The following is a 23,255-nucleotide window of genomic DNA, read 5'->3' on the forward strand; positions in this document are numbered from 1 at the left end:
CCATGTGATGACAATGGTTAATTATAGACCTCTCATGACAAAAAACAAGAATTAAAAAGTTATTTTTGTTATTAATTTTATTTATAAATAATTCTATAAACCTTTTATTATATTCATACTATAAGTATTTAAAATCTTACATTATTTTTTGATAATCTAACTCATTCAATTAATTTGATCGATAACAAATCGCATATATTCTTGCAACATTGTTGCAGACATAAAAATACCTCTGAAAATATCCTGCGTCTTACTATTCTCATCTTACAGACCAGATAAAACTATTTTCAAAGGTATTTCTTATGATTATTTTGTTGTTAATCCGCACTGACGGAAAAAAGTCTTATAAGCGTCAGCTTTTTTCACCAGGCTTAACGGATAGGCTCTCGAGGTTGACGGCAAGCGGGTCAAAGTCAATTCACGACCATCGTATACAAAGGGAATCGTTTCCCCTGTCTTCGGCAATTTCACCTTCTCAGGCAAAAGGCTCAACAGGATTTCCGTCGCCTTACCGCCCGTAGTACCGATATGTTTGCAATCAGGAATTTGTTTAAGCACGTCTCCCAAATTAACTGTTTCTACAACATCAAGGAATGCGTCAGATGCATTACCATGCTCACGAATCGCTTTATACACAGTCGGACAAGAGGCAATCCCTTTTTCATCTAAAAACTGTTTAATTTTTTCTGGATCCATCGCCTTTTCTTCACCTTTTCTGAAATGATCTTTCTCATCAAAGAAAACAAGGCCAAATACGCGCCACATATCATTTTGAAAATTTGGATAGTGAAACTCCATAGCCCGTTTCTCCGCAGCCGGAGGAAATGTTCCCATCATCATAACCGTCGCTTGAGGCGGTAAAAAGGGAGGAAACGGTCTCGTTTCAATTACTTCTGCCATACGACATCAACTCCTTTCACCATCCATTATGCACCCAACAGTACTAAATAATCCAATGAATAATATCACACCAGAAATTATTGACCTAAAGGCTTGGAAACAAGTGCATTAATATAGTCAAAGCCGACAGGTTCCGGATATACGAGGTATAAACATATTACCGCCATTACCGCAAACCCGATAGCCAGATACGAAAAGCCGCCGGTTCGAGGGAATTCATACAGTCCGAAGAAACGAATACCGATGGCGCTACCGATAGCCGTAATCAACGACGGGATGGAGAACATACCGTATACCGCAAAAACAACCATAAGGCCCGCGTATCCGCCCACAACAGTAAGCATCGGCAACATACGAGTCATCGGACTTGTGAAGGAACGCTTAATCCCTTCCGGATAATTGGATGCTTCAACGCCGAACATACCGAGGAGTACGTTAAAATCAACCCAGATGATTTCCCATGTACTTTTAAAAGCATCACGATGATTGCCTGCGTACCAGGCAAAAGCGGTGATTACCAGAATAGCCGCACCGGCACAGATAAAGTAGTATTCCCCCGGAATTTGAGGTCCTGCATAAGCCCCTACTGCGGTCACAACGGCACTTAAAATGGCCAATACTACCACGCGATAAACCCGAGGACGTTGATTTTCAGGAATCCGTTTATATACAGTCGCCACCATCTCTAAAACAAAACAAGCCATAAAGAAGGCAAGTCCTGCAGCAGGGAGAAGGAAGAACGTAATAACCAAGGTTAAAATGAACGGAATACAAATACGCCATTTAGGAAACAGAACCAAATCCTTATAATCAAGTCGTATATCCTGTGTTTCCGTCGTAAAGTTATTGTATACCACGAACAACAACATAAACGCGATTACGTCCACCGGTGCAGCACCCCAAATCAATATAGTCGGAACGATAATCATCGATAAAGCTACCCCTGATAAACGAGACAGTCCGGCCGCTATAAACCCGAGTAGTAAAAAAGGTACAAAAGCAGATATAATTTCAAGCATAATAATCCTCCCATCTTTGTATAAATTTAAGTATATAGTATCTGCCTCATTACATCAAGGATATACGATAGCGTACCTAATGATTATATGTCGAATAATTACGTTCCAGCCGTTTTCTCACCGCTGAAGCCGAACATCCCATCATTTGGGCTATACGCCTAACCCCTACGCCTTCTCCGCGCAATGTGCGTATACGATTTTCATCGAGGTCCAATCTATTTGAACGAAGGGTAATACCGTATTCTCTCAAATACACGGCAACCGTCGCGCCCTTTACGCCATACGCAAGGGCGATATCATCAGTGCTCATACAATGATGTGTATAAAGGTACGCCATTTCATCCACCCGATCCGACTTGTGCCTGTTCCGCCTTACCGAGAGGCCCATATGACGCAATACATGCAGCACCTTCCACCGTGACAATCCATAAATCCGTGCGATATAATCCGTACTATTACCACTTTCATAGGCCTTACATATTTTCACTACATCCATCGATACAGGATTATGAGATGTGGAACACAAAAGCCCATGTTCGCGCATGCGATTAGCCATCGTCGTGACCGACACGCCATACCGTTTCGCCAAGGCGCAGAGAGACCACCGCCCCGTTTCATACAGAGATTGAACATGACTCATATTGATTTCTTTTTTCAGAGGCCGTCGAGGAATCCGATACGTCTTCATGCGACGTTCAATCGTATCTACGCTACACTGAAAGTATTCCGCCACATCTCTCAAACTCCATTTTTTCTCTACATACAATTCATATAATAATCGGCTCGGAATGACACGCACATTTCGATACATAAAAGGCACCTTCTCTCATAAACGAACTCCTCTCCCCTGTATTATGAAAGCTATACACCTAAAATACAATAAATAAGAGGTTCCCATCAGTCACATAGGTGACCAATAGGAACCTCTTTAAATATGTAATTATATAGTAACCCTAAGCCACGGTAAAATCAGCGATATCTGCGCTCAAGAGCTTTCGGTTTTCCTAAAATAAAGGACCATTTCATCCCCTCTCTTACAGAGAGATGCTTTTTATTAACCTTCGACTTTGTTATTGATGATGCAGTAACGCCCATATTATCAGCCAGAACTCCGCCTATTTTTCCTGCTTTATCACGCTTAAAGGCCGCCAACCGCTCTTGCAAGGTAGGACCCTCGACGGATCCTCCAGTAGCGCCTGTAGCTTCTCCTATAGGATTTGATGAGCCTTCAGGCTTATCTTGCGTATGCTTTGCAACCGTTTTCTGTGATTCTACAGTTTCGGGCTCCTGAATTGTAGTTTTAAAGGACGGCTCCTGCTCTTCGGCAGCACGTTCAATCGTCCTCTCCACATCAGGTTCTGAAGGGGCTTCCTTGCGCTCTATAGAAATGCCGTACTCTTTTTCCATATCTTCCCAAGTCATCTCCTCAGCGTTTGAATGCGAAGTATACGCTTCTTCATCAGAGCTCTGAGAATCCTTAGATTTTGAATTCTTCAAAAAGGAAAATAAGACATATCCGATAATCATAAGCGCAAATACCGGGTTATGCTCAAAAATTGATAGCACTGTAGACAAGATAGAGTCCATAACTGCTCCTATTCACCATCCGCTAAATTTTCACGCATTTTAGTATCGGCGATAATATTATTCATATTATAGTAATCCATAACACCTAGATTACCGTTTCTGAAAGCTTCCGCCAATGCTCTTGGCACTTCTGCCTGAGCTTCCACAACCTTAGCCTGCATGTCTTGTGTTTTAGCACGCATTTCCTGCTCCGTGGCAACCGCCATAGCGCGGCGTTCTTCGGCGCGGGCCTGAGCGATTTTCTTATCAGCTTCAGCCTGATCAGTTTGCAATTGAGCACCGATGTTACGTCCTACGTCCACGTCCGCAATATCGATGGACAAGATTTCAAACGCTGTACCCGCATCAAGCCCTTTCCCCAATACGGTACGGGAGATGTGATCCGGATTTTCCAAAACATCCGTATGTTCTTCAGAGGAACCTACCGTAGTTACGATACCTTCACCTACACGGGCGATAATCGTAGCTTCACCGGCACCGCCAACGAGACGGTCGATATTGGCACGCACCGTTACACGAGCGCGAACTTTCAATTCGATACCGTTTTTCGCAACCGCGGAAATAATCGGCGTTTCGATAACCTTTGGATTAACGGACATCTGAACGGCTTCCAATACATCACGGCCGGCGAGATCGATGGCGGCGGAGCGTTCAAAGGTCAATGGAATCGATGCACGTTCAGCGGCGATCAACGCATCTACAACACGGTCAACATCACCGCCTGCAAGGTAATGTGCTTCCAGTTGGTTTACATTCACATCAAGACCTGCTTTATTCGCCTTGATGAGAGGCATTACGATCTGAGATGGATTAACGCGGCGCAAACGCATCCCTACAAGGGTAAAAATGCCTACATTAACGCCCGCTGCGAGTGCAGACACCCATAGTCCCAACGGAACTACATATAAAAATACCATAATCCCGATGACCAGAATGGGAATCAAAATTAAAATGCCTATATCCATAATTACCTCCATAAAATCATAAAACAGCCTGAAAATTATTAACCTAATTTTTTAGAGAATATTAGATAATAATTTGCTCATAAAAATATCATCAATAAAACAGACAACCTGTTAAATACTATCCCCGTTTTCTTACGATATTCCGTCCTCCCACTACACGAAGCACCACAATAGGTGTGCCTTCATCGATAAAGTCCCCTTCGGTAACGACATCCACCAAGGTATCATCGATTTTCGCAATTCCTGCAGGACGCAATGTAGTGTGAGCCACACCGGTCTTACCGACTAAATCGGCCTGTACATCATTAGATATATAACCGGCTTTCGCGGTCGATCGTTGCCCCAAAGTAAAGAGCCGACCGAGCCAGGTTTTTTCGAAATGATTAAAAAATACCACTAATAATACGATTAAAAGTGCGGTCAACGCCAATACTGCATAGAGTGCTGTCGTTCCTTCCCCAAGGGCCACATAAACACCCCACAGGAAGAAACAGTATCCGATGATGCCTAAAATTCCGCCGGGTACAACCAGCTCTACAGCCATCAGAGCTATCCCTATGACCATCCATATTAAAAACTCCATAGAGCCTCCTCTCTTTAATTAATTTTACACAACTTATATGTCTATTATACAATACGAACTATAATTTACAAATAAAAAAACGACTACTTTCACCATCATACAGATGATAAAAGCAGTCGTTATATTGTGTATAGATACTAATTTATCGATGTCCTATACATTCTCCGATACATTCAATGTTTAAATATATGTATAATACATTGTTCTATTATATTCATTGTGCATCATACTATGTTTAAAAACAATCTTTATACATCAGTTTTCTTAAGCTGGTCGTTACCGATGCCCGTTTTTTGCAAAATCAATAAGATGATACTCATTGCCATACCTACTACAGTGGCAAGGCCCATACCCTTCAGCACAATCGGCCCCACAACGAGTTCCGCACCGCTAAGACCTACGACGAGAATAACGGATGTAAGAATCATATTAACGGGATTCGTATAATCCACCTTGCGTTCAACGAGCATACGCAATCCGGATGCGGCGATAATGCCGAATAGCAGAATCGATACGCCGCCCATAACAGGTACCGGGATCGCATGAATTAAGGCAGCCACCTTACCTACAAAGGAAACAATCATCGCCAATACGGCCGCACCGCCTATCACCCAGACGCTGAAGCATCGAGTAATAGCGAGAACCCCGATATTTTCACCGTATGTCGTATTCGGAGTAGCTCCGAAGAATCCGGATAAAATGTTAGCTAAACCGTCACCCAACAAAGACCGTTGCAAGCCCGGTTCCTTCATCAAGTCTTTTCCAACGATGTTACTGGTAACCACCAGATGACCTACATGTTCCGCAAACACAACGAAAAGTGCCGGCATAATCATGATAATCGCATTGATATCAAAGACAGGCATACCGTAGAACTGCGGCAACGAGAACCAAGGTGCCGCCTCTACGCCGGAAAAATCCACAACGCCCATAGCGGCGGACAGAATATATCCGGCCACAACGCCGATAAGAACCGGAATGACCGCAAGAAACCCTCTGAACACAACCGTACCGAGCAATGTTACAACCAAGGAGAACATGGATACGATAATAGCTTGACTATGACTCATCCCCAGGTTCTGATCTCCGATGAGTCCGGACATTCCCATGGCAACCGGCGCCAGTTCGAGGCCGATGATAGCAACAATGGCCCCCATTGCAGCCGGCGGGAAGAGTTTATCAATCCAACGCGTCCCGATATATCTGACCAAGAAGGACAAAATCACAAAGGACAGCCCGAATACAACAAAGGCACCCTTCGCCGCTTCGTAACCTAATCCCGCCGCCAATACGGCACCGACAGGTGCAATGAACGCAAAGCTGGAACCGAGATAGGCCGGGATACGCCCCTTACACACGAACAGATATAATAATGTACCGATGCCGTTCATAAACAGCGCCGTCGCCGGATCTACTTTCAGTAAATACGGTACAAGCACGGTAGAGCCAAACATGGCAAATAAATGTTGGAAGCTGAGGGGCAACATTTTCCCCCAGGACGGGCGTTCTTGAATATCAATGTAATCGTTCATCGTTTTTCCTCACACAACAACAGGAATAGGATTGATTTTAAAAGTAAGCGACAGATTAAATCATACCACTCAGTCTATACACAAAATGTTATATAACACTATATATTAACGACCATCAGGACGCTTGCGGGTCCGAACAGGTCTCTTACGACTTTCGGTCGGTTTAAAAGGTCCCGGGAACGCTGTTTCCCCAGAATTTTTCACCGGTCTCGGTCTGAAACGGCTCTGCGTTTCCTCCCGCAATGACGGTAATGGATCCGGTGTGCCGACCTGTTTCACGCCTTCTACATTACGGCGTCCGATGCTGGCTAAAATCCCGACAGCCATAAAATTCATCAATAAAGATGAACCGCCATAGCTGACAAATGGCAACGGTACCCCCGTAACAGGCATGATCCCACAGACCATGGCAATATTAAAAAATGCCTGACCACTGATGAGCAATGTAATCCCCATCGCTAACCACTTGCCGAATGTATCGCGCGATTTATTAGCAATGCGGAATCCAAAATATGTGAAAACGGCTACCAGCAAAACTACAAATACGGCACCGGCAAAGCCCATCTCTTGAGCCCACACGGCAAACGCAAAGTCCGTATGCGCTTCGGGCAGATAAAAATACTTAGACGTACCTTGCATAAAGCCTTCACCGAAAAGACCTCCGGAACCGACCGCCAACAAACCTTGTACCGTCTGATAGCCCATATCCTGAGCATAAGGCCATGGATCAAACCAGGATTGTATACGCTCCCAACGGTACGGCGAAGATCGAGCCAATAAAAACCCCAGGAAAGCCGCTACTACAAAAGCGCCGCCAAAGAACTTCCCGTCAAATCCGGCTAAGTAGATCAAGATAAAAGAAAATCCCAGAATGAGTACCATTGTACCCATATCAGGTTGAAGAATCGTCAACAAGCCAAAAATAATCGGCCATCCCAATGTCGGCAGCATATAACGCAATCGCTCGACTAAATAGCCGCCTACATCAGGAAGAGGAGATTTAAATCTGGGGCGCTTCCACTTCATCGTGCTCAATTTCGCTGAGGTCCATATAATGGCCGCCAGTTTAGCAAACTCCGACGGCTGAATGGATATAGGCCCTAAGACGATCCAACGTCGAGCACCATTGATAACGGTCCCCATCGCAAAAACAATGATCAGACTGATAGCCGTAATCACCATGATTCGTTGCAAAATATGTTGTTTCTGCAATCGTCTATAATCATAACGATACAAAAGAATGCCCATTATTATAGATAAAATCAGATATGCAAGGTGTCTTGGAAAATAGCCTAGAAGCCCCGTATTATCGGAAATAGAACTGATATAGGTGGCACTAAAAATATTAATACTACCTATAATCGTAATGATCAATATAGGCAGTAACATGCCTTGCAGGTCGTTTTTGAAAAGCGACCCCCACCGGCTGATGCCTTTATTTGGAGACTCCATATTAAACCTCCTTTATGACTTTCGGTTTAATCGCTTCCAAGCGGAAAATCGGCTGCCCTTTTGCACTGAATTTCTCTTCATATTCAGTTTTTACATTCGGTAAGTCGGTACTATGCAAATCATAGGTCACATTTTTAAGCTCCCAGCCGCAGGCCTTGAATTCCTCAAGGGAAAACATAAACAAGCCTTCATTATCCGTCTTAAAATGCACTTCTCCGCCATCTTTTAATAGACGCGCATATCGATCCAGGAACGTATGATATGTGAGTCGACGTTTTGCGTGTTTCGCCTTAGGCCATGGATCGCAGAAGTTAATATAAAATCTGTCCACCTCGCCCGGTGCTACAATATCTTCAATACCGGCAATATCAAACAAAGATACCTTCGCATTATCCCGCTTAGCTTCAAAAATTTTTCGTGCCGCGTAATAAATAACGCCGATCTGTACCTCAAAACCCACAAAATTCGCATCCGGATAAGCCTCTGACATGCCTGCGATAAAGCGACCTTTTCCCGTTCCAAGCTCCATATACAGAGGACGTTCAGGATGTGAAAAAAGGTTTCGCCACTTTCCTTTATGGTCCGCCTGTCCGGACAAAATAATATGAGAATCATATTCGTGGATAGCCTCATCAATCCACGGTTTTCTTCGAAGGCGCATGTTATCTCCTTACGTTTATTTACATCGTTTATATCTATTTAAGTAGGTCATATACCTATCTTTTTAATTATAGAAAAGGGGGCTATAAACGTCAATCCTATTCTAAGCACAAAAAAACCTGCTTCCGTAGAAGCAGGTCCGATGCTAATTAAAAATCATGCTTTCAAGATTTTCTATTTGATACTTGCTAAGCCCTAATTCAGATAGACTCTTCTCAGCAGTGGTAAATAAATTATTTTTACCAACGCGGGTTCCCAATGCTGCAGCCGCTACCAATTCACGATCTAATTTACCTAAACGGGAGCGATTGCGGTTCTGAGGTTTCGGTTTTTTCATGCGGAACGTATTATACTGTACTGCATCCTTATCCTCATCATTTTTAGTTTTTTCCAGTGTCCCCGCTACAGTGGTGCCATTCCCCAAAAGGGCACCCAACCCTGCACGCTTCGGCACCAGCTTTTCATAATCATCCCCAAATTCAGGGCGTTCTTCTCGCAATTCCGCAAAAGTGGCAAGAGCCGTATTCATCTGCTTCAACCCCGCAGCGGAATACAATTGACGAATTGCAATGCTAACCTCTTGAGGTGTCAACGTACCGCTTTCTATAGCAGATGTAATAGTTTGTTTCAAAGAAGCTTGATCCCCATTTGCCGTATACCGACCAATCGACACCAAATCCTTTTGTCTTGCATTAAGCTCTTTCGGTGTATATGTATTTATTTCTGAGATAGGCGGTGCCTGCTTTGATACCTGCTCACCCGCCCCATTAGCCTCGGACATATAGCCACCGGCAACGATAGCCAAGGCTAATGTTAAGGTTAATACTCGTTTCAACGTCCTGCAATCTCCCTTACCATTAATGTTATATAGATTTATCAAGCAATAATACTGTAGTTACATACATTAATAACAATTATTCTTACTATAATACATACTGTAGGTATTATTATATAATACTTCATCTAATTTTTATAGTCCTAGTTCCAAAAAAACTATAAATTTTTAACAATTATAACAAAATTATAAATTTGATAACAATCGAGAACTATCATCAAATCAATCATTATGCGGATTTACAGCATTTTAAAAATCATTCCCAATTATTAACATGTAAAAATTCATACAATTATAATTTATTAAGTATGGTTTTTGATGAATATACGTATATTATTATCATTAATAGACCATCAGATTAAGGAGATTGAAACGGAGAACCACCTAAAAAATATAGAGCGGTATAACAAAGAGGAGCTATCCAACGGATAACTCCTCTTTTTACAGTACATAATAATTATAGACCCGCTTAAATTAACAGCCCCGAATAAACAATTGACTTTATTTATTAGGACTTTCAAAGATAGTTCTATATTCCCCACCAACTATAGCAACGATTTGTTCAATCTCCTCTGTTGGATCTTCTGTGAAAGTAAAGCTTTCACCAGCTTCAAAGGATACACTTGTACCACAGGAGGAACTTAAATCGCGTGGTACAGGACGTAGTTCTATATCAGTTACCCCTTCAGGGGCCTCACGTTTAAATCGAATCGCACCGAAGTGAGAATAAAACGTAGCAATATATTTCATAGATACTCAATTCTAGATAATTTAACAAATGAAATGATAGATTACAGATATCAACTATACATTAATCATATCACATATAGTCCACGTTGCCATAATCTAAGCATTAGCGCGTTTTGTATTAAGTATAGCAATAACAAGTGCTACTATAAAGCCAACACCTACAGCAATCTGACCATTCAATGTAGGACCTGCACCAGAGGCTGCCAACCCAAAATTATGAGCAAAAGCCGCCCCTGCCGCAAGACCGATTACAGTAACGGCAGAATCGGAATTACCTTCACCGGTCATGATAAGTTGACGTAGCGGGCAACCGCCGAGCAATACGCTGCAAAAACCGGCAAGAGCCATGCCTAAAAAGTTCCACAGGCCATCCGTATGCGCAATCGGTTGATTTTCAAAGCCGAGATGAAAGTTGCCGAAGCTGATATTCACAGCAAATACACCGATGAGAACCGCAATATAGCCGAAAATCAGAACGGATTTTTTGAATAAGAACAAATCACGGAAACCGCCAACGGTGCAAAGCCGGCTTAATTGAGCAAGGCCGCCTACAACCAGACCTGCGACCAGAGAAATAAGCCAAGGTGCATGCATTGAACCGGGACCTTTTTGACTAAAGAGGATAAATGCCGGTGCAATTATGACAAGAGCCAGCAAAGCCACTTGAATGGCAGGCATCATGGCTGATTCAAGTTTACTCAACGCATAGGTGCGTTGCAATGAATAGCCGCGCTTTAAGAAAATCGTTCCGATACCGACACCTCCGGCAAAGCCGAGAATACCGAAAATAGCATTTAAATCGCCCCCGCCTAGGCGCAAAATCATGCGAAGCGGACACCCGAGGAACATTAAGGAACCAATCATGACAAAAAAGCCGAGAATAAATCGAATGATAGGCGACGAACCGCCCTTGCTCTGATGTTCTCCTCGAATAATGGATAATACATAAGCTCCTAATATAAGCCCGATGACTTCAGGGCGAATATACTGAACCGGTGCAGCCCTGTGCAGGCCAAGACTACCAACGGTATCACGAATAAAGCAGGCGATACAAAACCCCATATTAGCAGGATTTCCTGCAAGTACAAGAAAACCTGCAATGGCCCCGATAATAAGGCCTGAAATAATCAACGTCCGTTTCTCATGAAACCCATTCATAATAAACTCCTTTCCACTTGCCTATACAACAAAATCAAACTATATGAATCCACCCGAATAAAAATATACACCCATGATATAATAACCATAGATATACATTATCATTCATGGAGATTGCCTATGGACTATATTTATCTGGATAATGCCTGTACGACATTTCCGAAAGCACCAACCGTAGCGAATGCTATGGCAAACTATATCACAAACCGGGGTATCAATATCAACAGAGGCTCCTACACTCTCGCTTATGATGTAGAGGATATCATCTATACGGCACGTGAACGTCTACATCGTCTATTCAACGGCTATGACCCGTCCCATGTTATCTTTACACAGAATGTTACGATGAGCCTTAACATGGTCATTAAGGGACTGCTCAAACCGGGTGACCATGTACTCGTCAGCTCGATGGAGCATAATGCCGTTATGAGGCCGCTGACCCAAATGCTTGCAGATGGCATCACATTTGATGTCATTCCTTGCGATACAACAGGATCTATCGACCTTCCTGCAGTACAAAATCTCATTCAACCCAACACGGTAGCGGTCATCATCAATCACGCCTCTAATGTATGCGGCACCGTACAGCCTGTTGCGGAAATCGGCGATATATGCAAACGCCATAATTTACATTTCGTCGTCGATAGTGCTCAAACAGCGGGCACACTGCCTATCGATGTGAAAGCATCACACATTGACGCGCTCTGCTTTACAGGGCATAAAGGATTACTCGGTCCGCAAGGTATCGGCGGCATTGTACTGACAAAAGATATGGCAAATCGTCTCACCCCACTTATAGAGGGCGGTACCGGCAGTTTCTCACACTTGGAAACCATGCCGACCACGATGCCTGACGCCTTTGAAGCGGGCACGTTGAACCTGCCCGGCATTATCGGCCTCAATGAAGGACTTAGCTTTATAGAGTCTCAGGGAATAGAATCAATCCACAACCACGAAACGGCTTTAACCAAAACATTGCTCGAAGGATTACAAGCGATAAAGGGTATTCATATCATCGGTAAACAGGATACACGGGATAGGACAGCCGTCGTATCAATTACCGTAGACAATATGGACCCGGCCGCAATAGCCTACGAACTTGAATCAACTCATCACATCATGACTCGCGTGGGTCTCCATTGTGCACCTCGAGCGCACAAAACACTGGGAACCTATCCGGAAGGAACCGTGCGTTTCTCTTTCGGCTATGCCAATACCCGAGAAGATGTAGCAAAAGCGCTGTCCGCACTACGCATAATTACGAATACTTAAATACTCTAAAGGTTATATATTGTATATAACCTTTTTTTCGTCCAAAACATTTCATTTATAGTGAGTACGTCTTGCCCGAGAATATATGATTTGCCCTATGCCTCGCATAATCGTCCGATTGCATCGGCACGACACCGCTTGCAATGTGTCATCTGAGGTACATACCGTCCGATGAATCGGCGTATATTGTCAATTTCATCCATCGTCGGACTCCGATGATTCGCAAAAGCCGTATCATGTACGGGAATCATGGCGATACAATTCATCAATTCTACGCCCCACGCTTCCGCCTGTTTAGCAATAGCCGGTACATGATCCATATTGACTTCAGGTACAACCACCGTATTAATTTTGACGATAATATTCCGTTCCTTTAATTTTCTGATACTTTCAGCCTGACGTTCCAGTAAAATACGACCACCCTCGATGCCTCTATAAACCGTATCATCATAGCGCACCATGGAATACATATGACTCGCCACAACCGGGTCGATAGCATTTACCGTAATCGTCACATGAGTAATACCTAAATCATGGATTTCATCGATATAATCTGGCATCGCAAGACCATTACTGGATAAGCACAACATCACATGGGGGATTTCACGTTTCACGAGGCGAAATGTTTCAAGGGTCTTATCCGCATCACACATAGGATCGCCGGGTCCCGCGATACCGACAACGGAAATATCTCGACGTGCATCAAATACCTTCCGCACAAAAGACACGGCCTCTTGAGGCGTATATATATGTTGTGTCACGCCCGGACGATTTTCATTGGCACAATCGTACATGCGATTACAATAATTGCATTGAATGTTACAATTCGGTGCTACCGGCAAATGCAATCGTCCCCAGTTAGCCGCGGCATCCTTGTTGTAACACGGATGATTTTGCAGGAAACTTTGTCCTTGAATCTCTTTCATACTTAACCTTTCCGTCCGAACTTAATGGCATTCTTATGACATACATGTAAACACTCGCCACAGTTGGTACAGTTCATTTCGTCAGGGCGAGTTCCCATTTCACAGACGCGCAGGCACGCATCACAGTTATCACAAGCATCGGTTTTATAGACTCTGAAAATAGAAATCTTACGAATCAATTCCATGATGCCCCCTACAGGACATACAAATCTGCACCATACGTTAGCAATAATAAGGGATGCGGCGATAATAGATACTACGGTAATAGTACGGGCAGCCCAATACCATTCTGAGAACTGCATAGATAAAATGACGGCATTAAAATATTCATCACTCGTCCGTATCGGTATCATAATGCGGGGATTGCCGTATTTGAAATATACGATAGCACCTAATACGACCATAGTCACCATACCCAGCTGGAATAAGCGCATGTAGGACTTTCGATTTTTCCATCTGCTTATTGAAAGTTTCCCCAGCATCTGATTGACCCATCCACTTGGACAGAACCAGCTGCAAAAGACACGGCCAAAGAGGACCGCCATAATCGGAATGATAATCCACCATGCATAGAAATACGTGGTAATTCGCCCCCAGCAGGTAATCATGGAGCAGCTTTCACAGTTGACGAAGGGCACGATATAAGGACAGCGGAACACCCCGTAATACACCCATTTGCCCATAATAAAGAGAAATATAAACTGCACGATACGGCGCCATATGGATAGTTTTTTTGCTGATTTGGATACACAGACATTTTCGGATTGAGCGGTACAGCTTGTGGGCGCATGACATTGATTACACATCTTTTACACCGAACCTTTCTATCAAATCGAGACCTCTCGCACTATGAACGGATGTAAACCCGTTGTTTTCAAGAATTTGTTGCCCTTCTCGGGAACGTGTAAACTCAATATAATCCGATGCTAATGCACGATCCTGCACATATTTCATCGTATTGATGGTAAAAGTCAACGGTGCCGGCGGCACAAATTGTGGTGGTATCGGAAAATATTCGATGCGATCCTTAAAGCGGTCATGTGTAGTAAGCCGTTTTTCAATAATGGATACGTCCCCTTTCCCCTCTACAAGATCGCACATCATAGAGATAACACAGGCATTTTCAGATACCATATTTTTCATAATGCCCTCTGTTAAGCCGGATAATTTCATAATCCCCTTTACGGAAGCACTGCCGGGCGGTGATGCCCCCAGTGGCAACATGACCCGGACACCCGGCTCAGCCATATCCTGCAAATCTCTTATTCCCGCAGGATTTCCTTTCGGTGTTACGATAACATAGTCTGTAAAACATAGCGGTGCAAAGGCGATACTTACCCCCTTCTTGCGCATATTTTTCGCTAATTCCAAACCGCGAGCGCCAAAAATCTCGGTGCGACTCTTTCCGGCCATCAGGGATTTACCGATTGCCCCTGCAAAAGCACCTGTGTACTGAATATTATGTCCGGTGTGCATCGTATAGACTTGATTCAAATCTAAAAAAGCCTCCGACAGTCCTCCACAGGTCCACACTTGAAGTGAATCAGTCTGTGTCGGTTTATACGCACCGCGTATAAACGAGGGTACTGCGGAAGCTGCGGCTAAAGCTAAAGCGCCACCAATAAATTGGCGCCGGGATATATCTTTTTTCAAAAATCCCACATACTCACCACCTTTTCACTGAACTTTACAGCATTCTATATATTTGTATTATAATATGAATTTAATGCATAATTCTAATATTCTATGCATTTTAGGTTAAATCTCTTTATATAGATTAATCATATTAAACACTATAATTCACCTAATTCTATAAAAATACTCTCTATATATTTACATCGACTTTTTTGAATATTTATTACATTCATATATCATGCATCTTTCAGCGAACAAAAAAATGGTATCTATACTATGCATTACAGTTATAGCAATAGCCTATCCGGCAGTTTATTATTTCTAAATAATTTTACATTTATATTTACGTATTTGATGTAACTGATGATTACTTATACCTATTAAGCATAAAAAAAGCGGTACAACCGATTGGTTGTACCGCCTTGATTCATCAATTATTCAGCAGTGAATGGCAATAAAGCGATTGCACGTGCACGTTTGATAGATGTAGTCAATTTACGTTGATGTTTTGCGCAAGTACCGGAAATACGACGAGGTAAGATTTTACCGCGTTCAGTCGTAAAACGACGAAGTTTAGCAACATCTTTATAGTCGATTTGATCGATATGGTCTGCACAGAAAACGCATACTTTTCTTCTTGGCTTTCTGCCTCTATCTCTTCTCATTGCGAATCCTCCTTTTCGAATTAGTAGGAGTCCCTGACACTAGAACGGGATGTTTTCGTCATCGCCGCCTGTACTGAAACTATCAAAATTGGACCCACCATCGAAAGAATTAGTATTCATATCAAGGGATTGGCCCACAAAGTTCGCTACCACTTCGGTAACGTACCGCTTTTGACCATCCTGAGTCTCGTAAGAACGAGTCTGCAAGCGACCTTCTACAAAGCAACGATTGCCTTTACGAAGATTACCTGCCGCTTCACCAAGTTTACCCCACGCAACGCAGTTGATGAAAGCAGTCTGTTCTTTCGTCTCATTCGTTGTGGAATCAATATAGGTATTCGTTGCAGCCACTGTGAAAGTTGCCACCGCACGACCTGTTTTGGTATAACGTACTTCAGGGTCACGAGCTAAATTACCTAGAATTTGTACAGAGTTCATGTTTTCCTCCAGGCTTTAATTATGCATCGTGTTTTACAATTAAATGTCTTAGGACTTCATCGTTGATTTTTATTACACGATCGATTTCTTTGATTTCAGCAGGATCTGCTTCAAAGTTAATCAATACATAAAAACCGTCAGTGAATTTTTTCACCGCGTAAGCAAGACGTTTCTTGCCCCAACGATCTACCTTTTCTACTGTGCCGCCTACACGAGCAATTAAAGCTTCTACTTTTTCAATAACAGCGTTAGTTGCCTCTTCTTCAGCTGGTTTCACAATAAACATGACTTCGTATTTGTTCATACAAAATCACCTCCTCTTTCGGACTAATGCCCCTATCGACACATAGGGGTAGGAAGTGCTTACCATCAATAAGCCTTACTATTATAACCTAAATATATGATGAAAGCAAGGACATATTTGGAACTGCATCTCCCAAAAATGTATCCAATTCTTGGAGGCAGTTCATTTATAGCCCCTGCTTTCATAAAAATTATATTCTATTGTATCGTTCATCCGCCGGATAAGCAATAATCGCACAGATAATAACAAAAACCGTAATAACCCCCATCATAGGATAGGCCGTATCATTTGGTAAGAAGGTAAGTATCAACGATGACACAATACCGCTGCCATATTGCATGGCACCTAATAGTGCCGCCCCAGATCCGGCCATTTTACCGGCACGGTCCAACGCCAACGCATTTGTAACCGCTGCAATAATCCCATTCATAGAGAAGAATAGAAAACAGCCGATAACGATTAACCATAGTGAATGGTAACCTAAGAACATCAAGCCCATAACAATGGATACACAAACAGCAGCAAATAATGTGGCATATTTCAATAGTCTATCAAGGCGTATAGCACTGACGATACGGCGATTAATGGCGCTCAACAACATAACACCGATAATATTAACAGAAAACAGATACCCGAAGTATTCAGTCGGGACTTTATATACATCAATATATACATATGGAGAGCCTGTTAAAAAGGCATAAATAGCAATATAAAATGAACTCACACAGAGTGTATATTTCATAAATCCCTTATTGCGTAATAAAATCCAATAATTTATATATGTATGGCTGATAGAGCGTTTACTACGCTTCTCCTGCGGATGTGTTTCAGGTAATACAGCCACCGCCACGAGCATAACTATACCGATTCCGACCAATAGCCAGAATATGGCATGCCAGGTATACCACAGGAGCAAATGTCCCGCCAGCATCGGTCCCACAATAGGCGCAATCGCCATGACAATGGCAAGGGTCGACAACATCTTAGCCGCCTCGGTCCGACCGTAAAGGTCTCGAATCATGGCGCGAGACAACATAGGCCCTACACAGGCACCAAACGCCTGAAATACTCGCCAAGCCAGTAATTCCATCATAGATGAACTCAATGCACATCCTACAGAACCGATAATGAATAAAACAATCCCAATTATAAGCGGCTTCTTGCGACCAATTTTATCGCTAACGGCGCCCCAGAAAAGCTGTGCCAACGCAAAACCTATTAAGAAGCCGGTCAACGTAAGCTCCGCATCACCATTGAGATCTCGCCCCATTGCAGGCATAGCCGGCAAATAAATATCCGTTGATAATGATGTAAACGCCATTAAGGCACTCAATATAGAAATAAAAAGCCATCCTTTATCGCTAATCGTCAGCATAAAGTCACCACTTTCATATGTACACAAAACCACAATTTAATAACTATACATCCTCATTATACCAAAGCAGACAATATAAAAGCGAAGAATATAATAAAAGCGTAGCAAAAGCCACGCAAGATTCTATAGAAAACTATTGCACCATTATTCTATATAATTTACTATATAAACTATAAATGATATAAAATCCCAATCACAGAAAAGGAGTCCTCATGGCCAATATTAATGAAAACTATTTAAACCTACAAGGTTCTTATTTATTTGCCGATATCGCTAAAAAGGTAAGTGACTACCAAGCGACTCATCCTGATGCGGATATTATCCGTCTCGGCATCGGCGATGTCACATTGCCGCTCGTACCGGCAGTAATCGACGCAATGAGTAAAGCCGTTCAGGAAATGGGAAAGGCTGAAACATTTCGCGGCTATGGTCCCGAACAAGGCTATGATTTCCTTCGTCAAACAATCATCGACGGCGATTATAAACCATTAGGTATCAAAATCGCTCCGGATGAAGTTTTCGTATCCGACGGTGCTAAATCCGATGTCGGTAATATCCAGGAATTATTCAGCGAAGATAATATCATCGCCATCACCGATCCGGTATATCCGGTTTATCTTGATTCCAACGTTATGGGCGGCCGCACCGGCGAAGCGGTGGACGGTATTTTCCAAAAGGTTGTATACTTGCCGACCTCCGCTGAAAATAATTTCTCTCCTGAATTTCCAACAGAACACGTAGACATCGTATATCTCTGCTCCCCTAATAACCCAACGGGCACGGTGTTAAGTCGTACGCGTTTAGCCGAATGGATCAATTGGTGTAAAGAAAGCGACGTGATCCTGATGTTCGACTCCGCCTATGAAGCTTTCATCAGTACGGACGACACAGTTCACTCCATCTATGAAATCAACGGTGCTCGTGAGGTAGCTATCGAGTTCCGCTCCTTCTCAAAAACGGCCGGCTTCACCGGTACACGTTGTGCCTATGCAGTAGTACCTAAGGAAGTAACCGCGAAAACTAAATCCGGTGAACGTCAAGCGCTCAATCCTATGTGGAACCGTCGTCAATGTACGAAATTCAACGGGGTTCCTTACATCATCCAGCGTGGCGCCGAAGCGGTATACACGAAAGAAGGTCATGAACAGACACGCGCAAACATTGCATACTACAAAGAAAACGCCCGCATCATCAAGGAGGGCCTCGAATCTATCGGCCTCACTGTATACGGCGGTGTTGATGCGCCATATATTTGGCTTAAAGCGCCTGAAAATATGACCAGCTGGGAATTATTCGATATCTTGCTCGAAAAGGTTCAAATCGTGTCCACACCGGGCTCCGGCTTCGGACCTCATGGCGAAGGCTACCTTCGTTTAACCGCCTTCGGCAGTCGTGAAAATACAATTCGCGCCGTTGAAAGAATCAAAACTTTACAGTTCTGATAATCATTGAGCATTCTGATTAACTTTCAAAATGCACAAAACAAATATATCCATAAAAATACCGGGTACATCACCATTTATTCGAATGAGATGTACCCGGTATTTTCATATCATTTAGGCCTTTAGTATTTACTTGATGATGCCGATATTTAGTTTACGACACTTACCTTTAATTAATGACGATTACTTTTAATTAAAAGTATCCTCATAACCCAATTAAAAACTATGCCGTATCCCTGCATCCACGCGATAGGAATTATCTACCTCGGCACCAAAGTTTTTGGTGAAAGTTCCGTATAGATATGTATTAGGACGTACGCTCCAGGAACCTCCGAGTTCAAGGTCAAGCCATGTATCCTTTAAATTTACTTCGCTAGTTGTTGCTTCTCCGGCCGTACTGTATGTAGCATTCATTTTACCGGAAAATTCATGGGCTAGAGCAGCCTTAAGGAAAATATTACTATTCTTATTTTCCTTGCCGATGCCTACACCGACACGGCCGATAACGGAATTAACCGCATCAGAATCAATATGTACGGTACTGCCCGTGTTAGTTCGAGCATCAAGACTTTTACCGGATAAACGGCTGAACGTCAACTCCGCATTAGGATCAATATAGAAACCATTGTCCCTCTTAATCCGTTTACCATATTCAATACTCAAGGACGCCCCTGTATTATGGTAATCACCGCTTAATGTAGTGCCTAAGCTATTTCGAACAGTGAAGTCATTTTTCAAACGATTTACCTTGCCAATCACATCTACATAACGGCCATCGGTAAACTGTTTTGCACCATATAGAGCTAGTCCCGCCGTTTTACCTGAGCCGGAGCCTTGCGCATAGTCACTATTGCTCGTGCCATACAATAAAGCGCCACCAACTGTCCAGTCACCATGAAGCGTATCATAGCCCACCTGTGCCATGTTGTATGTTTGATTTACATAGGCATCGTCTGTCATTTTAGACTTACCGCCAATATATTTGCCCCAAACGCCATGTGCGGCCGGATTGATGCGCACATCCCCGAGACGACGTTGTAAATCATTCGTATCCGCCCTCATCTGCATAACAGAAGAAACTAACGCACTCTTAGCCCCCGAAACTAATTCACTTTCACGAGTCGTCATCGATGTATTGTCAGATACATACGCTCTGCCGTTTACATCATAGCCTTCGGTTCCAAGATTAGCGATCACCGTCGGACTGATAACGCCTTCATCAACCTGAACTTTAGTAGCCAGATTGCGTTCCCCTTTAGTATATCCGGCATATACCAGTTTGTTGGCCAGACGATTCAATACATCTCTGGAATTCGCCGATTTGAAATCACCGGATTCATTCAGAGCGCCCAAGGAACTATGCATGGTAAGAGACGAACCTGTATCGGCATGATTGACAATGATGTCGCCTTTCCCGTTTTTCACGGCCGGAGCGCCCTTCAAATAATCCGCCATAGCATGGCCTTTGTAATTATTGATCGTTATAGGTCTTTCATCCACCGGCTGAATAATACCGCGACTCGCCTCATCCGCACCGCCTATAAAGTGCTCCACTTTACTGCCTGTATACAAATAATTTGCCGTATCGGGACGACCTTGTGTCGGATATACACGTTCCGCCCCTAACCATTCATTGCGCCACGTAGCACCATTCTGCAGATATAATCTTAAACCGCCATGATATGGATTGTTATTACTTTCATCAAATTCATTAAGTACACCGCCAACTAATTTAGAATCAGGCGTTGTTAAGCCCAAAGAAATTTCGGAGCCATGATTATGAGGATTCACTTCAATGCCGTAATTCTTATTAATAAACCCTACATTACCGTACATCTTCACATCATTTTTCCCCGGATGCAAACCATCCATACCGGTATTCACGTAGACAAAGCCTTCCTCGGAAAGTGCGGAATATGTATCCGAAGTATCCAGCGGATGTGTTTTAACATCTGCACCGCCGAGAACGCGGATATATCCATCCTTATTTGCCTGTAAACCGACACCGACCACATCTATATCGGCATTTTCTTTTACGGTAACGCGAGTATCGTCATTATTGCCGTCACTGGTCAGACCGCCATAGCCGGCATAGATACCGCTCATATAATAATGCGCTAAATCAGGTCTTCGCTGAGCTCCGCTTTCAGCCGGAGCAGGATTTTTAACCTTTATCGTTACATTTTTATCCAATGCCACCTGCGTTCCATCAAGCGCATAAATAGCCGTTACATTGTTATGGTATTTTGTACCATTCACGCCCATCCCCGATACATCTACAGTCACATCATCCGTATAGTGCCGCGTCTCTCCCCACAAATTAAGTCCGATGGATTTACCGTCCGTATGACTCGTAATCGTCGTAGCCGATACCATAACATCTGCGCTGGCGCCCGTAATAAGCAATGCCGCTATAACGGCAATATATGCAGTCCTTTTCATGTGCTGACCTCCTCAAACGTACACACAATAAATATCTACTTTTATTCTATCCGTCCAGAGGGTATATGTGTCAATTCTTGGACATATGATGTTTTCTTTTTAATCCATAACCAGGCGCTATGTATCGATATAGTTGTGCAAAATATAATTAGGCGATTATACCTTTAAATGTCCTTTAATAATATTCTATAGAATATTATTAAAAGCACTCATTCTATGCTATAATATTCAATGGAATTTACTTTAATTATATATAGGAGGCTAATATGAATATTCGTATCGGCATCGTCGGCTACGGCAATTTGGGCCGTGGCGTAGAAGCATCTGTTAAATTACAACCGGACATGGAACTTGTTGGCGTATTCTCTCGCCGAAAGGGTCTTAAAACTGTTTCCGGTGTTCCGACCTATACAATGGAAGATCTACCTAACTTCAAAGGAAAAATCGATGTTATGGTTCTTTGCGGCGGCAGTGCAACGGACCTTATCGAGCAGACACCGATGGTATCCAAATACTTCAACTGTATCGATTCTTTCGATACCCACGCACGTATTCCTGAACACTTCGCCAATGTAGACAAGGTGGCTAAAGAGGCTAAAACAGCTACATTGATTTCCTGCGGATGGGATCCGGGTATGTTCTCCTTGCAACGTGTATATGCTGAAAGCATCTTGCCGAAAGGCAAATCCTACACATTCTGGGGCCGCGGCGTATCGCAAGGACACTCCGATGCAATTCGCCGTATCGAAGGCGTCGTTGATGCTCGTCAATACACATGCCCTAAAGAGGAATATCTAGAAGCGATCCGCAACGGTGAAACACCTGAGGTTGACGCATACAAGGGTCACCTTCGCGACTGCTACGTAGTGGCTGCCCCTGATACGGACAAATCAAAAATTGAAAACGAAATCAAAACTATGGAAAACTATTTCGTAGGCTATGAAACCGTGGTTCACTTCATCTCTCAAGAGGAACTCGATCGTGACCATAAGGGAATTCCACATGGCGGTTTTGTTCTTCGCTCCGGTGAAAGCACAGACGGCACACGTCACGTTGTCGAGTACTCCTTAAAACTTGACTCCAACCCTGAATTCACAGGCTCCGTTCTCGTTGCCTACGCACGCGGTATCTATCGCCTCGCTAAACACGGCGGCACAGGTTGCTACACCGTATTCGATATTCCACCGGCTTGGATTTCCACACAATCTGCCGAAGAATTAAGAGCACATTCTCTATAATTAAAAAGGTCCTCATCGAGTTAAATAGATGAGGATCTTTTTTCATACATATTAAAAGAGACCACCCTAAGATGATC

The 23,255-nt window shown here is 43.2% G+C and carries 23 protein-coding genes; 3 read left to right on the forward strand and 20 right to left on the reverse strand.

From position 1 onward, the window contains the following. Positions 1-306: 306 nt before the first annotated feature. The 12 genes from HMPREF1521_RS08405 to yedE all read right to left on the reverse strand — a co-directional run bounded on the left by HMPREF1521_RS08405 (position 307) and on the right by yedE (position 11,441). The gene (locus tag HMPREF1521_RS08405) at positions 307-900 is read right to left on the reverse strand and encodes a uracil-DNA glycosylase family protein (RefSeq protein WP_038118120.1); all 594 of its coding nucleotides are present in this window, start codon (positions 898-900) and stop codon (positions 307-309) included. Positions 901-977: 77 nt separating this feature from the next. Further along, positions 978-1,919, reverse strand: a complete 942-nt coding sequence (locus tag HMPREF1521_RS08410) for a hypothetical protein (RefSeq protein WP_038118123.1) — start codon at positions 1,917-1,919, stop codon at positions 978-980. Between the two features lie 76 nt (positions 1,920-1,995). After that, positions 1,996-2,730, reverse strand: coding sequence for a helix-turn-helix domain-containing protein (locus HMPREF1521_RS08415; RefSeq protein WP_038118127.1), 735 nt, complete (start codon positions 2,728-2,730; stop codon positions 1,996-1,998). Positions 2,731-2,888: 158 nt separating this feature from the next. Beyond that, positions 2,889-3,341 carry a hypothetical protein gene (locus HMPREF1521_RS08420; protein WP_232203213.1) on the reverse strand — a complete coding sequence of 151 codons (453 nt, stop codon included), beginning with the start codon at positions 3,339-3,341 and terminating at the stop codon, positions 2,889-2,891. 173 nt (positions 3,342-3,514) lie between these two features. Next, on the reverse strand, positions 3,515-4,471 hold the full coding sequence (floA, locus tag HMPREF1521_RS08425; RefSeq protein WP_105090545.1) for a flotillin-like protein FloA: 957 nt from the start codon (positions 4,469-4,471) through the stop codon (positions 3,515-3,517). Between the two features lie 118 nt (positions 4,472-4,589). Next, on the reverse strand, positions 4,590-5,054 hold the full coding sequence (locus HMPREF1521_RS08430) for an NfeD family protein (protein WP_038118138.1): 465 nt from the start codon (positions 5,052-5,054) through the stop codon (positions 4,590-4,592). Between the two features lie 248 nt (positions 5,055-5,302). Further along, positions 5,303-6,586: a uracil permease gene (uraA, locus tag HMPREF1521_RS08435; protein WP_038118140.1), complete on the reverse strand. Its 1,284-nt coding sequence runs from the start codon at positions 6,584-6,586 to the stop codon at positions 5,303-5,305. A gap of 105 nt (positions 6,587-6,691) precedes the next feature. Beyond that, positions 6,692-8,038 carry an FtsW/RodA/SpoVE family cell cycle protein gene (locus HMPREF1521_RS08440; RefSeq protein WP_038118143.1) on the reverse strand — a complete coding sequence of 449 codons (1,347 nt, stop codon included), beginning with the start codon at positions 8,036-8,038 and terminating at the stop codon, positions 6,692-6,694. A gap of 1 nt (position 8,039) precedes the next feature. Further along, complete coding sequence (gene trmB / locus HMPREF1521_RS08445) at positions 8,040-8,699, reverse strand: tRNA (guanosine(46)-N7)-methyltransferase TrmB (RefSeq protein ID WP_038118146.1); 660 nt, start codon at positions 8,697-8,699, stop codon at positions 8,040-8,042. 144 nt (positions 8,700-8,843) lie between these two features. Next, complete coding sequence (locus tag HMPREF1521_RS08450) at positions 8,844-9,533, reverse strand: hypothetical protein (RefSeq protein ID WP_038118149.1); 690 nt, start codon at positions 9,531-9,533, stop codon at positions 8,844-8,846. 501 nt (positions 9,534-10,034) lie between these two features. Further along, entirely contained in the window at positions 10,035-10,283 is a 249-nt protein-coding gene (locus tag HMPREF1521_RS08455; RefSeq protein WP_038118152.1) for a DUF3343 domain-containing protein, read from the reverse strand. A gap of 96 nt (positions 10,284-10,379) precedes the next feature. Further along, positions 10,380-11,441 (reverse strand): YedE family putative selenium transporter, encoded by a 1,062-nt coding sequence (gene yedE, locus HMPREF1521_RS08460; protein ID WP_038118155.1) that lies wholly within the window; start codon positions 11,439-11,441, stop codon positions 10,380-10,382. 120 nt (positions 11,442-11,561) lie between these two features. On the opposite strand from yedE, the gene HMPREF1521_RS08465 reads away from it, so the two are divergent. Further along, complete coding sequence (locus tag HMPREF1521_RS08465; protein WP_038118157.1) at positions 11,562-12,713, forward strand: aminotransferase class V-fold PLP-dependent enzyme; 1,152 nt, start codon at positions 11,562-11,564, stop codon at positions 12,711-12,713. Between the two features lie 95 nt (positions 12,714-12,808). Here HMPREF1521_RS08465 and HMPREF1521_RS08470 read toward each other — a convergent pair whose 3' ends face one another. The 7 genes from HMPREF1521_RS08470 to HMPREF1521_RS08500 all read right to left on the reverse strand — a co-directional run bounded on the left by HMPREF1521_RS08470 (position 12,809) and on the right by HMPREF1521_RS08500 (position 18,056). Further along, positions 12,809-13,639, reverse strand: coding sequence for a radical SAM protein (locus HMPREF1521_RS08470; RefSeq protein WP_038118159.1), 831 nt, complete (start codon positions 13,637-13,639; stop codon positions 12,809-12,811). A gap of 2 nt (positions 13,640-13,641) precedes the next feature. Then, positions 13,642-14,322, reverse strand: coding sequence for a 4Fe-4S binding protein (locus HMPREF1521_RS08475; RefSeq protein WP_232203214.1), 681 nt, complete (start codon positions 14,320-14,322; stop codon positions 13,642-13,644). Positions 14,323-14,437: 115 nt separating this feature from the next. Then, on the reverse strand, positions 14,438-15,301 hold the full coding sequence (locus tag HMPREF1521_RS08480) for a substrate-binding domain-containing protein (protein ID WP_038118162.1): 864 nt from the start codon (positions 15,299-15,301) through the stop codon (positions 14,438-14,440). Between the two features lie 407 nt (positions 15,302-15,708). Beyond that, the gene (gene rpsR / locus HMPREF1521_RS08485; RefSeq protein ID WP_004693795.1) at positions 15,709-15,939 is read right to left on the reverse strand and encodes a 30S ribosomal protein S18; all 231 of its coding nucleotides are present in this window, start codon (positions 15,937-15,939) and stop codon (positions 15,709-15,711) included. 39 nt (positions 15,940-15,978) lie between these two features. Beyond that, positions 15,979-16,377 carry a single-stranded DNA-binding protein gene (locus tag HMPREF1521_RS08490; protein ID WP_038118163.1) on the reverse strand — a complete coding sequence of 133 codons (399 nt, stop codon included), beginning with the start codon at positions 16,375-16,377 and terminating at the stop codon, positions 15,979-15,981. Positions 16,378-16,396: 19 nt separating this feature from the next. After that, a complete protein-coding gene (rpsF, locus tag HMPREF1521_RS08495; RefSeq protein ID WP_038118165.1) occupies positions 16,397-16,681 on the reverse strand; it encodes a 30S ribosomal protein S6 in 285 nt (94 codons plus the stop codon). A gap of 190 nt (positions 16,682-16,871) precedes the next feature. Next, on the reverse strand, positions 16,872-18,056 hold the full coding sequence (locus tag HMPREF1521_RS08500; protein ID WP_038118168.1) for a multidrug effflux MFS transporter: 1,185 nt from the start codon (positions 18,054-18,056) through the stop codon (positions 16,872-16,874). A 212-nt stretch (positions 18,057-18,268) separates the two neighbouring features. Here HMPREF1521_RS08500 and HMPREF1521_RS08505 point away from each other — a divergent pair, with 212 nt between their 5' ends. Beyond that, positions 18,269-19,498 carry an LL-diaminopimelate aminotransferase gene (locus tag HMPREF1521_RS08505; protein ID WP_038118170.1) on the forward strand — a complete coding sequence of 410 codons (1,230 nt, stop codon included), beginning with the start codon at positions 18,269-18,271 and terminating at the stop codon, positions 19,496-19,498. A gap of 216 nt (positions 19,499-19,714) precedes the next feature. On the opposite strand, the gene HMPREF1521_RS08510 is transcribed toward HMPREF1521_RS08505, so the two are convergent. After that, a complete protein-coding gene (locus HMPREF1521_RS08510) occupies positions 19,715-21,940 on the reverse strand; it encodes an autotransporter outer membrane beta-barrel domain-containing protein (RefSeq protein WP_038118172.1) in 2,226 nt (741 codons plus the stop codon). A 266-nt stretch (positions 21,941-22,206) separates the two neighbouring features. Between HMPREF1521_RS08510 and HMPREF1521_RS08515 the strand changes: the two genes are divergently transcribed. Then, complete coding sequence (locus tag HMPREF1521_RS08515) at positions 22,207-23,178, forward strand: diaminopimelate dehydrogenase (protein WP_038118174.1); 972 nt, start codon at positions 22,207-22,209, stop codon at positions 23,176-23,178. Positions 23,179-23,255: the final 77 nt, after the last annotated feature.

It is taken from the genome of Veillonella sp. AS16, from assembly GCF_000517785.1.
Classification (GTDB): domain Bacteria; phylum Bacillota; class Negativicutes; order Veillonellales; family Veillonellaceae; genus Veillonella; species Veillonella denticariosi.